General features: G+C 45.3%; 17 protein-coding genes. All 17 read right to left on the bottom strand.

Annotated features, from left to right (window positions below):
- Nucleotides 1-10: 10 nt before the first annotated feature.
- Nucleotides 11-808, bottom strand: coding sequence for a tryptophan synthase subunit alpha (gene trpA / locus E2L07_RS01725; RefSeq protein ID WP_134228676.1), 798 nt, complete (start codon nt 806-808; stop codon nt 11-13).
- Complete coding sequence (trpB, locus tag E2L07_RS01720; protein WP_134228675.1) at nt 801-2,000, bottom strand: tryptophan synthase subunit beta; 1,200 nt, start codon at nt 1,998-2,000, stop codon at nt 801-803. The genes trpA and trpB overlap by 8 nt, the downstream gene beginning before the upstream one ends.
- Nucleotides 1,978-2,634: a phosphoribosylanthranilate isomerase gene (locus E2L07_RS01715; RefSeq protein ID WP_010897824.1), complete on the bottom strand. Its 657-nt coding sequence runs from the start codon at nt 2,632-2,634 to the stop codon at nt 1,978-1,980. The genes trpB and E2L07_RS01715 overlap by 23 nt, the downstream gene beginning before the upstream one ends.
- Nucleotides 2,618-3,391, bottom strand: a complete 774-nt coding sequence (gene trpC / locus E2L07_RS01710; protein ID WP_134228674.1) for an indole-3-glycerol phosphate synthase TrpC — start codon at nt 3,389-3,391, stop codon at nt 2,618-2,620. Before trpC ends, E2L07_RS01715 begins: the two co-directional genes overlap by 17 nt.
- A complete protein-coding gene (gene trpD / locus E2L07_RS01705) occupies nt 3,384-4,412 on the bottom strand; it encodes an anthranilate phosphoribosyltransferase (RefSeq protein ID WP_134228673.1) in 1,029 nt (342 codons plus the stop codon). The genes trpC and trpD overlap by 8 nt, the downstream gene beginning before the upstream one ends.
- The gene (gene trpE, locus E2L07_RS01700) at nt 4,405-5,913 is read right to left on the bottom strand and encodes an anthranilate synthase component I (RefSeq protein WP_134228672.1); all 1,509 of its coding nucleotides are present in this window, start codon (nt 5,911-5,913) and stop codon (nt 4,405-4,407) included. The genes trpD and trpE overlap by 8 nt, the downstream gene beginning before the upstream one ends.
- A gap of 253 nt (nt 5,914-6,166) precedes the next feature.
- Nucleotides 6,167-6,541, bottom strand: a complete 375-nt coding sequence (gene aroH, locus E2L07_RS01695; RefSeq protein WP_041821419.1) for a chorismate mutase — start codon at nt 6,539-6,541, stop codon at nt 6,167-6,169.
- The gene (gene aroB / locus E2L07_RS01690; protein WP_134228671.1) at nt 6,541-7,626 is read right to left on the bottom strand and encodes a 3-dehydroquinate synthase; all 1,086 of its coding nucleotides are present in this window, start codon (nt 7,624-7,626) and stop codon (nt 6,541-6,543) included. The genes aroH and aroB overlap by 1 nt, the downstream gene beginning before the upstream one ends.
- On the bottom strand, nt 7,626-8,798 hold the full coding sequence (aroC, locus tag E2L07_RS01685; RefSeq protein WP_134228670.1) for a chorismate synthase: 1,173 nt from the start codon (nt 8,796-8,798) through the stop codon (nt 7,626-7,628). The genes aroB and aroC overlap by 1 nt, the downstream gene beginning before the upstream one ends.
- A gap of 265 nt (nt 8,799-9,063) precedes the next feature.
- On the bottom strand, nt 9,064-9,837 hold the full coding sequence (locus E2L07_RS01680) for a CheR family methyltransferase (protein WP_134228669.1): 774 nt from the start codon (nt 9,835-9,837) through the stop codon (nt 9,064-9,066).
- A 216-nt stretch (nt 9,838-10,053) separates the two neighbouring features.
- Entirely contained in the window at nt 10,054-10,497 is a 444-nt protein-coding gene (ndk, locus tag E2L07_RS01675) for a nucleoside-diphosphate kinase (protein WP_134228668.1), read from the bottom strand.
- Nucleotides 10,498-10,636: 139 nt separating this feature from the next.
- On the bottom strand, nt 10,637-11,608 hold the full coding sequence (gene hepT, locus E2L07_RS01670) for a heptaprenyl diphosphate synthase component II (RefSeq protein WP_134228667.1): 972 nt from the start codon (nt 11,606-11,608) through the stop codon (nt 10,637-10,639).
- Nucleotides 11,609-11,619: 11 nt separating this feature from the next.
- Nucleotides 11,620-12,483: a menaquinone biosynthetic enzyme MqnA/MqnD family protein gene (locus E2L07_RS01665; RefSeq protein WP_134228666.1), complete on the bottom strand. Its 864-nt coding sequence runs from the start codon at nt 12,481-12,483 to the stop codon at nt 11,620-11,622.
- Nucleotides 12,464-13,084, bottom strand: a complete 621-nt coding sequence (locus E2L07_RS01660) for a UbiX family flavin prenyltransferase (RefSeq protein WP_134228665.1) — start codon at nt 13,082-13,084, stop codon at nt 12,464-12,466. The genes E2L07_RS01665 and E2L07_RS01660 overlap by 20 nt, the downstream gene beginning before the upstream one ends.
- Nucleotides 13,081-13,944 (bottom strand): UbiA-like polyprenyltransferase, encoded by an 864-nt coding sequence (locus E2L07_RS01655; RefSeq protein WP_134228664.1) that lies wholly within the window; start codon nt 13,942-13,944, stop codon nt 13,081-13,083. The genes E2L07_RS01660 and E2L07_RS01655 overlap by 4 nt, the downstream gene beginning before the upstream one ends.
- Nucleotides 13,938-14,675, bottom strand: a complete 738-nt coding sequence (menG, locus tag E2L07_RS01650; protein ID WP_134228663.1) for a demethylmenaquinone methyltransferase — start codon at nt 14,673-14,675, stop codon at nt 13,938-13,940. Before menG ends, E2L07_RS01655 begins: the two co-directional genes overlap by 7 nt.
- A gap of 3 nt (nt 14,676-14,678) precedes the next feature.
- A complete protein-coding gene (locus E2L07_RS01645) occupies nt 14,679-15,506 on the bottom strand; it encodes a heptaprenyl diphosphate synthase component 1 (protein ID WP_041820476.1) in 828 nt (275 codons plus the stop codon).
- Nucleotides 15,507-15,784: the final 278 nt, after the last annotated feature.

The following is a 15,784-nucleotide window of genomic DNA, read 5'->3' as shown; positions in this document are numbered from 1 at the left end:
CCTCTCTATGTTACGATGAAATGAGCTCAGAAACAAACCTTTTTATTTTAAACAGTCCATCTTCCCGTTTTTCTGGATCGTTAAGTTCGTCTTCTAGCTCACCAACTAGCTTAACGATCGCGCTCCCCACGACGACACCGTCGGCATTTTCCGCCAATGCTTCGACTTGCTCGCGTCTTGAGATACCAAAGCCAACGACAACCGGAACGGAGGCGTGCATCTTTACCGTTTGTAAAAACTCGTGAACGCGAGGATCAAGCTCATCCCGGAGTCCGGTCACTCCTAACGAGGAGACGCAATAGACGAAACCTTGTGCTCGCGCGGCGATTTTTTCAATCCGTTTGTTCGATGTTGGCGCCACGAGGGAAATGAGGGACAGGTTATGCTCTTGACACGCTGCTTGCAAGGCCTCCCCTTCTTCAAATGGCATATCCGGAACGAGAATACCGTCCACTTGATAGTCAGCCGCCCGTTTCACAAATTGTTCTTCACCGTATTGAAGCAGTGGGTTCACGTACGTGAAGACAATCACAGGAATGGTTAACCCTTGCGCTCTCATTTTCGGAACGAGGGAAAGAGCTTTTTCTAATGTCATTTCATGTTTTAATGCCCGCTTTGAGGCAGCCTGAATGACTGGACCATCCGCCAATGGATCCGAATATGGGATGCCAAGTTCCAATATGTCAGCTCCTGCTTCCTCAAGTGTGAGAGCTAACTCAATCGTCACTTCTGGATTAGGGTCACCGGCTGTAATAAATGGAATGAATACATTCTTTTTGCCGTTGACTGCCCCCTCTAACCTACTCATGCCCCTCACCTCGAAAATGTTTCATTAATGTATGCACGTCCTTATCTCCGCGCCCTGAAAGACAAACGAGAATGGATTCCTCTTGTGAAAGCTGTTTGGCCCGCTCAAATGCTTTCGCTAGAGCATGTGCCGACTCAACAGCAGGAATGATCCCCTCATGGACTGACAATTGCTTTAACGCGTCGAGCGCCTCTTTATCGGTCACTGCGTCATACTTGACTCTACCAGTACTGGCTAAATAGGCATGCTCAGGTCCGACCCCTGGATAGTCAAGCCCAGCCGAAATCGAATACGGCTCGGTAATTTGCCCAGCGTCATCCTGAAGCAAGTAGGTCATCGATCCGTGAATGACACCTACTCGTCCTTTCGTAATCGTCGCCGCATGTTGAGAAGTCTCGACTCCTTTGCCCGCCGCTTCCACGCCGATAAGCTTCACGTCATCCTCTAAAAATGGGTAAAACGTTCCTATCGCATTACTGCCACCACCAACACATGCGATCACCTCTGTCGGCAACGTGCCAGTTATTTCCTGGAACTGAACCCTAGCTTCATCGCCAATAATCCGTTGAAAGTCACGAACCATCTGTGGATATGGGTGGGGGCCGACAACGGAACCGATTAAATAGAAGGTGTCATCTGCATGGGTCACCCAATAGCGAATCGCTTCATTGGTTGCATCTTTAAGCGTTTTGCTGCCGGACGTAGCAGGAACGACCTCCGCTCCTAGTAGCTCCATGCGAAAAACATTCAGCGCTTGCCGTTCCATGTCCTCTTCCCCCATGAACACTTTGCACTCTAAACCGAAGCGAGCGGCAATCGTTGCCGTTGCGACTCCGTGCTGACCTGCGCCTGTTTCGGCGACAATTTTTTTCTTGCCCATTCGCTTGGCCAAAAGCGCTTGCCCCATCGCATTATTGAGCTTGTGAGCCCCCGTGTGGAGAAGATCCTCTCGCTTCAAATAAATCTTTGCGCCGCCAAGCGTTTCGGACATATTTTTTGCATACGTAAGCGCCGTTGGCCTACCTGCATATTCCCGCAGGTGTTCTTTGTAGTTGTGAATAAACGCTTCATCGTTCATCGCATCGTTTAACGCTAATTCCAATTCTTCAACCGCGCTCATTAATGTTTCTGGCACGTATTTACCACCAAACGTGCCGAACCGTCCGCGCTCATCTGGATATGTGACTGTCATCGCCTAACACCTTCTTTTCAATTTGACAAATTTTCGCCGAACTCTTTTGTCCATTTTCCTCGATTCCACTTGAAATATCAATCCCACATGGTCCATAAGGAAGAAGCAGCTCCACATTATGTGGATTGATTCCCCCTGCAATAAATACAGGAACCTGCTGTCTCTTGCCTTCTTGTAAATAGAGAGGGACTACGTGCCAGTCAAATGACTGACCCGTTCCCCCCCACTGACCTTCGACCTTTGCATCAACAACGAAAGCTTCGACAACCCCTTCTAGAGCTCTCATCATCTGCAGCCCTTGACCTGAATGGTGGATCGCCTTCCACACAGGGAGGTCGATTCGCTCCTTTAACGTCATGATGTAGTCTCGGTTTTCCGTACCGTGACATTGAATCACATCAAATGGGCCTTGCTTCACTACATTTACGATTTGATCAATCGGCTCATTGACAAATAGGGCGACTAGCTTTTTCCCGTTTACATTGACCTGATCAAGCCAACGTGTCACCTCATTTACCGTCACTTGCCGCTTGCTTTTAGCAAACACAAACCCTAAATAATCGGCTTTTGAAGTGGCAGCTGCTTGAACATCTTCCAGCGACCGGTTTCCGCAATATTTAAGCATCGGTTGCAACTGGTTCGCCTCCAAACAAATGCTGAATCCCTTCTTCTGGTGAAGAAGCCCGCATGAGCGATTCACCTACTAGTACACCTGTGGCTCCCGCTCGCTTGACCCGTTGCAAATCGTCATACGTATGAAGCCCACTTTCACTTAAAAACATCGTTCCATGAGGGATAACTTGGGCCATTTTTTCCGTTTGGGCCACATCGGTTTCAAACGTTTTTAAATTACGATTATTGACGCCGATCAGTGTTGGTGTAAAGGCGGAGAATAGCTCAGCGATTTCCTCCTCGCTATGGACTTCCACTAAGCATTCTAGCCCAAGCTCATGGGCTTCATCATACAGTTCTTTTAACCGTGTCGTAGGAATGGTGCCGACAATCAATAGAATCGCATCGGCTCCGATTCGAACCGACTCTAAAATCTGCGCCCGATCGATAATAAAATCTTTACGCAACACAGGAATGTTTACCGCTTGCTTCACCTTTGTCAAATAGTCACGATGCCCTTGGAAATACGTTTCATCTGTTAACACGGAAATCGCGTCCGCACCAGCAGCCTCGTAGCTCTTGCCGATCTCAACAGGATGAAAATCGGCACGAATGAGCCCTTTTGATGGGGAGGCTTTTTTTACCTCTGCAAGTAAACCGAGCGATCGATTCGGTTTGCGCAAAGCATCATATAATGATACCTTCTTCACTTCAACCTGTTCTGGTAATGCTAAACGCTCGATCTCCTCTCGTTTCGTTTGCAAAATAGTATCAAGCATGTTGCTCCGCCTCCTGATCTGTTTGTCGTAAGTTCCGCACATGATCGGCTACATGTCCGGAAGCAACCCCTTCCTTCGCGAGCGCAACTCCCGCTTTTATTGAATCGACGCGGTCGGCTGCATATAACGCCGCACCTGCATTCAATAATACGATCTGTTGAGCTGATTTGTTTGCTTTTCCAATTAAGACCTGATCAATGAGCGTGGCGCTTTCTTGAACGGTACTTACTTGGATCTGAGCCAAATCACCACGTTCCAGCCCTACGTCTTCCGGTATTAACTCATATCGGTCGATCGCATCTCCTTTCACCTCAAATACAGTAGACGGCCCTGTGATCGATAATTCATCCAAACCGCCGTGACCTGCTACTAGAAGGGAGTGCTTCGTTCCTAAGCGACGTAACGTTTCCGCCATTTTCTCTGCAAAGTTTCGGTCATAAACACCGATCAACTGGTGCTCTGCACGAGCCGGGTTCGTAAGCGGTCCGAGCAAATTAAAGATCGTACGAAACCCAATTTCTTTCCTTGGTGCGACCGCATGTTTCATCGCCTCATGGTAAAGTGGAGCAAACATGAAGCACATGTTATGCTTTTGTAATGAAGCCGTCGCCTCTTCTGGACTGCTTTGGATCGGGATTTGCAACGCTTCAAGAACATCAGCGCTTCCGCTTTTGGATGAAACAGCACGATTTCCATGCTTTGCGACTGGTACACCTAATGCGGAGACAAGAAGAGCCGTAGCGGTGGAAATATTAAATGTCCCTACGTCATCTCCTCCTGTTCCGCACGTATCGACCACTTGTGAAAACGAGTGTTCAATTTGGATGGAATGGCGTCGCATCGCTCTCGCAAAGCCCGTCATCTCCGCAACGGTCTCCCCACGAAAGCGTAATACGGTTAATAAACTAGCGATTTGACTTGCCGTCGCCTCCCCTTTCATGATCGCATCCATCACTTGTTCGGCTTTCCGTTCAGCTAACGTATGTCCCTCCATACATTCTCGTAACGTTTCCTTAAACACGCGGGGTCGCCTCCTTTTTCGCAAACATGGCTTCAGCCATTTCTACCGCCTTTAGCAACGCCTTTGCTTTGTTTCTCGTCTCTTCGTACTCATTTTCGGGTACTGAATCGGCGACAATTCCAGCACCTGCTTGGATATAAGCACGGCCGTCTTTGACGATCATCGTGCGAATGGCAATGCAAGAATCGATGTTTCCGTCAAACCCTAAGTACGCGATCGCTCCTGCATAAATCCCTCGCTTTGTAGGCTCCAATTCATTTAAAATTTCCATTGCCCGAATTTTTGGTGCACCAGAAACAGTTCCTGCTGGAAACCCATAGCGAAGCGCATCTAGCGGATGGAGCGTTTGCTTCAACTCTCCTGTCACCTTTGAAATGATGTGCATCACGTGTGAAAATTTACCGATTTCTAGCAAGGTTGGCGTCTTGACCGTCCCGTATTCTGCAATCCGACCAATGTCGTTACGTGCAAGGTCAACAAGCATATAATGCTCGGCGCGCTCTTTTTCGTCAGCTAGCAGTTCCTTGGCTAATGCCTCATCCTCCTCCCGTGTTGCCCCTCTTTTTCTCGTTCCAGCAATCGGGTGGATTTCCACATGTCCATCTTGGACTTGAACGAGCCGCTCAGGAGAACTGCCGACAACCTCTACGTCATGAAACTTAATGTAAAACAAATAAGGAGATGGGTTAATCATTCTCAGGACGCGATAGACGTCAAGGGCACGGACCGATAGTTCACGTTCAAAGCGCTGTGATAAAACCGCTTGAAAAATATCACCTGCGCGAATATATTCCTTAATTCGTTCTACGTCGCGTAGAAATACTTCTTTTTCATAGTTAGAGGATACCTCTTGAAACGAGACTTCATCTTGGACCGGTGCAGGACGTAACAGCCGATCGCCGTCCCGCCGTTTATGAATCGTTTCAACCACTGTTTCGATGGTATTGACCGCACATTTATACCGTGTATCAAGGGATCCTCCATCCTCAGTACTTAAGTAGATGACCGCTAGCTTTTTTTCTGTATGATCATAGACAATCAGCGTCTCACAAAAAAGAAAATGATAGAGAGGCGCCTCACTCTCTCTTGCATTTGCCAACGTTTTCTCAATTGTTTCAATCGCATCATACGCCATATAGCCAACAGCCCCGCCGTAAAACGGTAGTTCCCGCTCCAATGGCTGTACATCCAAAACGTCAATCGTCTGTTGTAGACACGATTTAAAGTCTTCCGTCTCCACGAGAATCGAGCCGCTTCGGCTGATTGATTGATAGACACCATTTTGTTCTATTAACTCCACAAACGGGTTCAGACCAATAAATGAAAATCTTGCCCATGGGGATTCGTCGTCCTTACTTTCTAAAATAAACGCCACTTCGTCTCCAAGTTGCTGGACAATATGAATCGGGGTAACAGCATCGGCAAAGCATTCACCGATTACGGGAATTGTGCGAAACTGCTGGTTGGCTGCTTTAACAGCCGAAAAAGGGGTTACGTTCATCGATCTCTCACTCCTTTTTGTAGGAATGAAGGAACGAGGAATCATTCGAAATGAGGGTTTTAAAAAGTGATCTAAAAAAGGCTAACTCTAACAAAGGTGATGGAAAGGACGACTTTCCAACTCCTTTTTTTGTTCGAGCTAGCCTTGGTTCCACTTATCGGCTTTCCTCAGCTCGACTCTCCTCAACTCTTCATTCTCATCTCAACTAAACTGGTAAACTAAGCTTTACTACTTGCTATTAAGTCTACCGTGATTAGGAATCTTTTGTCAACTGCAAATCTGGTCGTAGCTTAACCGCCTCATTTAAATATACGTGATGAATCTCACTCTGTGCCTTCGTTGTATTGAGTGTGATCATGACACGGATACATTTTTCAAGCCCATTCGGTACAGGAATCTCTTGAGCACACATGACCGGAACATGCGTCCAACCAGCAAGACGACGTAGCGCCTTCGCTGGAAAGGTTGCCGTTAAGTCTTCTGTCACCGTTAGAATGACTTGCGCCACGTTCTCTGGATCGATCTCATTTTCTTCGCAGATGGTACGCATTAACCCTTCGGTTGCATCCAAGATTTCCTTCTCTTGATTTGCTTTGACCGTCGTTGCTCCTCTTACCCCACGCACGATCATGTTGTCTCCTCCTCTATTTCAACATTCAATAGCTCTCGGATGAGCTGTTCATCTACCTCTTTGATGACAGCATGACCCACTTCCTCAAGCAAGACAAAACGGATCACTCCACGCTCTACCTTTTTGTCCTTTTTCATCGTTCCGATGAGGGCACCTGTATCAAGCCCTTTTGGAATCCTCGTTTCATAGCCAAGAGATTTGAGCCATTTTTCTAGGTCTTGGATCGGTAGCGATTGATGGTACACTTTTTCACTCAGTTTCATGGCGAAGATAATCCCGATAACAACCGCTTCGCCGTGAGTGACTTTTCCGTAGCCGAGCTCCGCTTCAATCGCATGTCCGAGTGTATGCCCGAGGTTTAATAAGGCTCGTTCCCCTTTTTCTTTTTCATCTGCTGCCACGATATTGGCCTTTACTTGAATCGAGCGGAGCAGAAGCTCCTCAGCTATTTCTCCTTGAATCCGAGAAAAATCGTTAATATACTTCTGTAACCATGCATAAAACGCGGCATCCTTTATTAATCCGTGCTTCACCACTTCTGCAAAACCAGAACGCCACTCTCGCTCCGGTAAGGTGGCAAACACCTGTGGATCGTAAAGAACCGCCTCCGGTTGATGAAACGCACCAATCATGTTTTTACCAAGAGGATGATTAATAGCCACCTTCCCTCCTACACTGCTATCATGGGCAAGAAGCGTCGTTGGCACTTGAACGTAAGCAATTCCGCGCATGTAGGTCGCCGCAACAAAACCAGCTAAATCACCAATTACCCCTCCGCCAAGGGCGATAATCATTGACTTTCGATCAAGTCCATACTCTAGGGCAGCGGTTTGCAACGCATAATAGTTATCAAAAGATTTCGTCTCTTCTCCGTTCGGCAAGACGACGGCATGCAAAGGGGCAAGATTATGCAGGCTTGATTTCACGGTATCCAAATAAAGGTCTGCCACTTGATCATCGGTCACTATGAGAATCGCCGAAGGTCGCAGGGGAGCTATGTATGAGCCTATCTGCGATAGCACCCCCGACTTTACCGTAACATCATATACTTTTGACGATGTATGGACAGTCAAAACCGGCATTAAAACAACCTCGCCTTTTCATTGAATTCTCGAATGTTTTTTTCAATCTCTTCTACTTGATCCGCACCAAACCTTTCGAGAAGGGCATTGGCCACTTCCCAAGCGACGACCGCTTCCGCTACAACGGCAGCTGCTGGCACCGCGCAACTATCTGAACGTTCGATGCTTGCAGCAAAAGGTTCCTTCGTCGCAATGTCAACACTTTGAAGAGGCTTGTAAAGGGTTGGGATCGGCTTCATCACCCCGCGAACAACGATCGGCATCCCGTTCGTCATTCCTCCCTCAAACCCGCCGAGGTTGTTCGATTTCCGGTAGTAGCCTCTCTTTTCATCCCATGCAATTTCATCATGAACCTCACTACCTGGCTTTGAGGCCGCCTCGAAGCCGATTCCAAACTCGACACCTTTAAAAGCATTGATGCTCATCACCGCTGCGGCAATTTTCGCATCGAGCTTTCGATCATAATGAACATGGCTTCCAAGTCCAATTGGTACACCTTCGACGATCACTTCTACGACACCGCCGATCGAGTCACCATTTTCTTTCGCTTGGTCGATCGCCGCTATCATTTCTTGCTCAGCCTCTTTGTCAAGACAACGCACAGGTGAAGCTTCCGCAAGCTCTTTTAGGTTCGACAATTGATCGTACGAAGTTTTTTCCGCCTTGACTCCGCCAATTTCTAACACATGGCTTCCCACTTCAATTCCAAATGTGCGCAAGATTTTTTTCGCAACGGCTCCTGCTGCTACTCGAACAGTTGTTTCCCGAGCGGAGGACCGTTCAAGGACATTTCGCATATCACGATGACCATATTTAATAGCGCCATTTAAGTCAGCGTGTCCTGGACGAGGACGAGTGATTTTTCGCTTGATCTCTTTCTCCTCGTCGCCAGTAAGAGGTTCTGCGCCCATGATTTTCGTCCAGTGCTTCCAATCTTTATTTTCTACAACAAGGGCAATCGGTGCACCCGTCGTTTTACCGTGACGGATACCACCTACGATTTGCACCTGATCTTTTTCAATTTGCATTCGTCTCCCACGGCCGTGACCACCTTGTCGACGAGCTAAATCGACATTAATGTCATCGGCTACCAGCTCTAGTTGGGCTGGCACACCTTCAATAATAGTCGTTAATTGGGGACCGTGTGATTCCCCTGCTGTCAAATACCTCATCTCGACTCTCTCCTCCTACCCGATCTTCTCTTTATTGCTTTTGTGCGTTAAATTATAACATACTTTATCATTTGTGTCTTTCGTTCACGATGTTTTTTTAAACATCGGTCTTGCTTATCATCTGTCATTTTAGCAAAAGGCATTTACAAATTCAGCATAAATGACAATTTTCTTCTGAACGATCGAACGTGGTTAAGTTGAATCAATGAACAACCCAAGCTTCAGAGTTAAAGGAACAAAACACAGCAGGGACTCACCTGCTGTGTCACACTTTACGATAAAAAAATGTCTCATTCGTCTCAAGTCCATATTTAGATGCTTCAAAAATCTGCTCGGTACTACCGACAAACAGGACTCCGCCTGGACGAAGAGCTTCGCTGAATTTGTGATAAAGCTCACGCTTCGCTTCTTCTGTAAAGTAGATTAACACATTGCGACAGACAATTAAATCACAGTCCCGTTCAAATCGGTCTGCAAGCAAATTGTGTTGTTTAAAAGTGACGGCTTGTTTAAGCTCATTGCTCACGTAGTAACCCGCGCGATCTTTTGTAAAGAAGCGCTCTTTCAACTCTACAGGAATTTCTTTTAGCGAACGCTCCGTATAATAGCCTACTTTCGCTTGTTGTAAAATGGCTCGATCAATATCCGTCGCTAGAATCGATACATCCTTGAGAGGTAAATGCTTCTGTAAAATCATTGCTAGCGTATACGGTTCTTCACCAGTTGAACACGCAGCGCTCCAAACTTTTAGCCGTTTTTTTTCCTTTAAAAGCTGAGGAATGATCGTCTCATCAAGAACATCCCACCGTTTTCTGTTGCGAAAAAATTCGGATACATTGATCGTCATTCGTTCCAAAAATTCGTTCTGCAGCGTATCATCATTCGTCATCGCTGTGAAGTAACTACGAAAATCTTGGTAATTACGCTTCTCTCGGAGAGCGATTAACCGCCGCTTCATTTGCGTTTCTTTATAAAGATTTAAATCAATCCCTGTCCGCTCTTTTACTTGTTCAATGAACCAATTATAATCGTCTGCCATAAGCTCCTTGTTTCGACTCCCTTTTTTTCAGTGGTTGTTTTTTCTTTTATTATACATTCAAATCTCGGTCTTGGGTGAGCTGATTTTCGAAAAGCGCAAACCACCCGCTAAAATCACGGTGAGCTTGCGAATCATTTGTACAGAAACGGAAGGAAACACAGAAAGGCTGTCTCTGATCATGAGACAGCCTTGTTATAAACAAAATAATTAAACATGTTATACCCAGCGATTGACGACCTTGTCATATTCATTAAGCTCTGAAGAATCAAAGAAAATATCAATTTCACGTTTAGCACTTTCTGGTGAGTCTGAGCCGTGAATGACATTCATCGCTACTTGGACCCCAAAATCTCCACGAATCGTTCCTGGCTCGGCATCGGCAGGGTTCGTTGCACCCATCATTTTCCGTACGGTTGCAATCACGTTTTCCCCTTCCCAAACCATTGCAAAAACCGGACCGGACGTAATAAAATCGACCAATTCCCCGAAGAATGGACGCTCTTTATGCTCGGCATAATGTGTTTCAGCTTGCTCTTTTGTAACCGTCATCAATTTCGCGCCGATTAATGTAAACCCTTTCTTTTCAAAGCGAGAAACAATCTCTCCAATCAAATTGCGCTGAACTCCATCAGGTTTGATCATTAAATATGTACGTTCCATGTTCTTCCCTCACCTTTTCTTTTATGTATGGTCATTCCTCCATGATTGTAGCAAAAATCAGGAAATTCCGCAATTAGATTTAAGAAAGCGTGAAAAACGTCTTGATCGTTGAATATCAAGACGTCACTTTTCGATTCCGTTAAAATTTTCGTCTGCCAATATAATTGGCGATTTCTTGTAAAAATTGTTTCGGCTCATCATCGGGTAGATGATCAAGCATTCGCATGGCTTTTTTCAAATAAAGATCGCTGATCGATAGAGCGTAATCGATGCCTCCAGATGAAACAATCGCGGCAATGACCTCTTCCATATGAACCGAGTTGTTGCCTCGATCAGCCAACACCTGTTCAATCAATCGTTTGGCGTGCATATCGTGGTGGAGAGCGTACAAAGCGGGTAGGGTCACATTTCCTTGCAGTAAATCACTTCCTGCCGGCTTCCCTAGCTGCTCTTCCGTACCGACGAAGTCAAGAACATCATCAGTAATTTGAAAGGACATCCCTACGTAATAACCGAAGTAATATAGCTTTTTCACAATCGCTGGATCTGCCTTCGCAGCTAGCGCTCCTAATTGACAGCTTACTGCTATTAACAGAGCGGTTTTTCTTTTAATTCTTCGGAAATAAATGCGCAAATGTTGATTCGGGTTGTATTGGTCACGGATTTGCTCAACTTCACCGAGGCACATCTCGTTGATAGCATTTGAAATGATTTGATGAATGTTTGGATCATCGAAATAGGTTGCCGTTTGTACGGCTTTCGCAAACATGTAATCACCAGTATACATGGCAATCCGATTGTCCCACTGAGACTTGATCGTTTTTTTTCCTCGCCTTAAGTCAGCGTCATCGATCACGTCATCATGAACGAGAGAAGCCATATGAATAAGTTCTAAAGGAACGGCAATATGCTTTAATACGTTGACATCATATGTGCCAAACTTACCTGCCAGCAGCACAAACACTGGACGAATCCGCTTGCCACCAGCCTTTAACAAATGGACAGAGGCCTTCCGTAGAATATCATGTCTAGCCTGAACCGCCTCTTCTAGTTCGCGCTCGATCGTAAAAATATCTTCCTGAAAATGTGCATATATGTCTGCTAGTTTCATAAACGGCCACCTTACATCAAGCTGGAGTGGTGTGTGCGTACGTCACCCCAGATTTTTATTGATTCGATCGGCTTAGGTAAAAAACCTTCTTCGTATGCTTTCTCGTAAAAGAGAAGCAGACCTTTTTGCTGCTGCGTATGAAAATCATATACAAGATTCGAAAAATAGTGGTTCCAAAAAGCCGTCGTTCCACCCATTCCTTTTTGGATGTGTCTAATCATTGAAGCATACTGCTCCTTGCGATTTTTCTCTTTACTTAAAACAAACGCAGTGTAAAGTTCTTCTAGAATCGCTCGCTGCCGAGCAATTGCATCTTTGCGAACGGCAAACACGGCAAAGGTCATTGAAGTACCTGTATATTCTTTCCACAATTCGCCAAGATCATAACGGTATGTCTCAACCTCTTCCCGCCAAGAGGTGACGATCGCTTCATCACCAATAAGAAGACAGCCATCATGGTCTTGCATCATCTCATCAAAGGAAGGGTCCATTTCGTCATATGTCACGTTGACCTCGACATATTGTTTGAGCAAAATTTTTAGTAAGTGAACGGAAGTGGCAGAAGTTGTTGTTAATGCAATACGACTTCCTTCTAACTCCTCTATTGGACGTTTCGTATAGAGGAAAATGGAACCGACAGGCCCGTTTGCCGAGACCGATAAATTTGGCATCAACACGAACTCATCTACATTTTCCGCATAGGCAAATGAAGAGATAGGACCCACTTGAATTCGACCAGCTTTCATTTCACGGTTTAAAGTCGCTGGCGTTTGAATGAGAAAATGGCAATCCTTTTCAAGTAATTTATTTCGATCTACATAGTAAAAAAAGGGGAAAGCATTCGTATACTTTATTTCACCGACTGTGATTGTCACGTTCTTCACCCCATCTCGTAAACAGCTCGTGTTCAATCCCGAGCTGGTCAAGTGCTTTACCGACAACGAAATCAATCAGGTCATCCATTGTTTTTGGTAGCTGATAAAACCCTGGCATGGCAGGTAAAATTGTTACCCCCATTTTCGATAGCTTCAGCATATTTTCCAAATGAATTTGATTTAACGGCGTTTCCCTTGGAACGATGACGAGGCGGCGTTTCTCTTTCAACATGACGTCGGCTGTTCGCTCTAATAAGTTCCCTGACGCTCCTTGCGCAATGCCGGAAAGGGTTCCCATCGAGCACGGAATTATAATCATCCCCGTATTTTGATAGGAACCGCTTGCGATCGGCGCAGTATAATCATCCAACTGGTGGAAGCTTACTTCACCATCGCCAGCCGCAAACAGCTCATCAATCACCATTTTTCGATCGTCTGTTTGGATGAGCAGTTCTTCTCGAAAAACTTGCCAGCCGGCTTCTGTGATCACTAAGTGGACCTTATATCCCTTTTTTTTCATCTCTTGTACGAGACGTATTCCATATTGCGCTCCGCTTGCTCCTGTTATCCCGACGGTATAAATGCCTTTATACACTGTCATATAAACATATCTCCTAACGTAAAAACAAATAAGACCATGCTTAAGATTCCGTTCATCGTAAAAAAGGCCACATCTACTTTTGATAGATCATCTGCTTTTACAAGCGAGTGCTCATACACCATAATCCCACCAGCAATCAACACACCGATAAAGTAGAGCCATCCGAGCTCTGTTATGAAAAACAGTGTTAAAAATGCGGAAAAGCTTATGATATGAAATCCTTTTGCCATTAGCAAAGCTCGCTTAATTCCAAATCGACTCGGAATGCTGTTTAATCCGTGCTCACGATCATACTCGGCATCCTGAGTAGCGTAAATAACATCGAATCCAGCGGTCCAAAGAGCGACGGCGATAAAAAGGAATAATGCATCCCATGACAATGTACCTGTTGCCCCAACCCAACCGCCGAGTGGGGCAATCCCGATCGTCATGCCAAGAATTAAATGACATGCCCACGTAAATCGCTTCGTGTACGAGTAGATTACAAGAAAAAAGACAGCGACCGGCAATAGATAAACAGCCAGTATGTTTAGCTGGAATGCCGCAACAAACAAAAGAACAAATGAAACGATAATAAAGATACTTACTTCCACACGGGAGACGAGACCTGCCGGAATGGCTCGTCCAGCGGTTCGCGGATTCCCTTTATCGATTTTCCAATCGATCACCCGATTTAAGGACATTGCCGCACTTCTAGCACCTACCATTGCTAACGTGATCCAAATCCAGGTTGTAAGGGAAGGCCAATGCCCTAGGACAACATGTGAGCCTAAGATCATCCCAAAATAAGCAAACGGCAATGCGAAAACCGTGTGCTCGAACTTGATCATTTCTAGTATAATCTTTATTTTATTTAACACGTTACGTTCCTCGATTCTTCGTCAAAGCTTTCCTTCACACCAAGATGCATCGCTGCAGCACCACCTGAATAAGGTTTTACCTGCACGTCCGTAAGGCCAACTTCTTTAAACATCTGGGCTAATCGGTCACGACCTGGGAAAGACAAAGTTGACTCTTGTAACCACGAATATTCGTCATAGCTTTTAGCGAACATTTTTCCAAAGAGCGGCATGACGTGCCGGAAATAAAAAAAGTATAATTGCTTAAATACGGGAATGGTTGGCTGAGAGGTTTCCAAGCAGACTACCTTGCCCCCGGGCTTTGTCACGCGCGTCATTTCTCTTAACACTTGCATATAATCGGGAACGTTCCGCAACCCGAACCCGATCGTGACAAAGTCAAACGTATCATCAGCATACGGAAGCTCCATTACATTTCCATGGCGAAGAAAAACATGGTCTAGCCTTTCATCCGCAATTTTTTTCTTACCGATGCTCAGCATATTTTCGCTAAAATCTAATCCTTCCACATGGCCTGTAGGTCCAACCGCCTTCCCGAGGGCGATCGCCCAATCAGCGGTTCCACAACAAACGTCTAAGGCTGACTGCCCTTCTTGCACATTCATTCGTTTCATCGTGTCTTTGCGCCATGCTTTGTGTCGCTGAAAACTGATGACAGAATTCATTACATCATAACGCTTATATATTTTTTCGAATACTTGGTGCACTCGCTCTTCTTTCGTTTCTGTCATGTCCTACCCTTCTTCCGCTACTTTTTCATGAATGTAATCAGGTCCGAACAGATCGTTCAAGTGATCAACGAAAAATCGCTCAAACTTTGGAAGAAGAGCTTTTACATGCTCAAGGAGATGATCCTTCCCTTCTTCCACCTTTTCTTCCCAAAGCTCCAGTACTTGAAGCTGATCGTCCTTTTTCAACTCATCCACAGGTCGATTTGAACCGAACAGTTCGGTCACAATCGCTTTCATAAGCGGTGTCGCCTTCCCATTGATCCATGCTTCTCGCTCATGTACTAAACGTTTAAGATGGAAGAACACTGAAATTGCTTTTTTCCATGTCGTGAGTTGAAAGTGCTCTGCTAAGTTTTGCAATAAAAATGTATCAACCTTGTCAACATTGTTTTTTACTTCGTCAAAGTCAATGTTTTTCCCATCATAGAGCTTCATTTTATACTCATTGATTTCTTGAATTGAATGGCTAAAAACTTGAATGATCGGCAAGTGACGACTATCTGCTAACAAGTAATAGTAGAGACTACTATAGTAGTCACCAGCTAACACATTTAACTGACGATTTTTTTTGATTGGGTCGGTTTGAATGTTATGAAGGGAGACTGCTTCATGGATTTCGAGGGCCGCATCCACAAGCAGCGCGGACAGCGTAAATAGTTTTGTATCTTTTTTCGGCAATTTTTCCGCTAGCATCGTATATAAAAAGCGGAGCTTGTCCTCATCCACAATCGGTTTCGTTATGTACTTTTCAAGATAGGCATGGCCAATGAGCCCATAAAAGTTATCTTTTATCTCGTTCACTTTGTCATTCAGGTGATTCATCCGTACCATTTAAGCGTCCCCCATCTTCCATGCAAGGACCGGTCAGACCCTTGCATCCTTCCTTGATGTCAATTTTTTATGCTAAAAAAATAATTCTTCCAGTATTATAGCACATTTCCTCTGTCTCGATAAACCTCGATTCACCCTTTGATTGTGTCAACCTTTTGTGGGAGGAATATTTTCCATTCTCATGAGTGTAAGCGAATTCAGAATGTTAGGGTTCTCCTCTGTTAAGAATCTTAGGGCTTTTAAAAGCCTTTCAAGTCTTTCAGTGCTCGGTAAACTGG

It is taken from the genome of Halalkalibacterium halodurans, assembly GCF_004376175.1.
Lineage (GTDB): Bacteria > Bacillota > Bacilli > Bacillales > Bacillaceae_D > Halalkalibacterium > Halalkalibacterium halodurans.
This window is presented reverse-complemented; position numbering and strand designations above follow the sequence as displayed.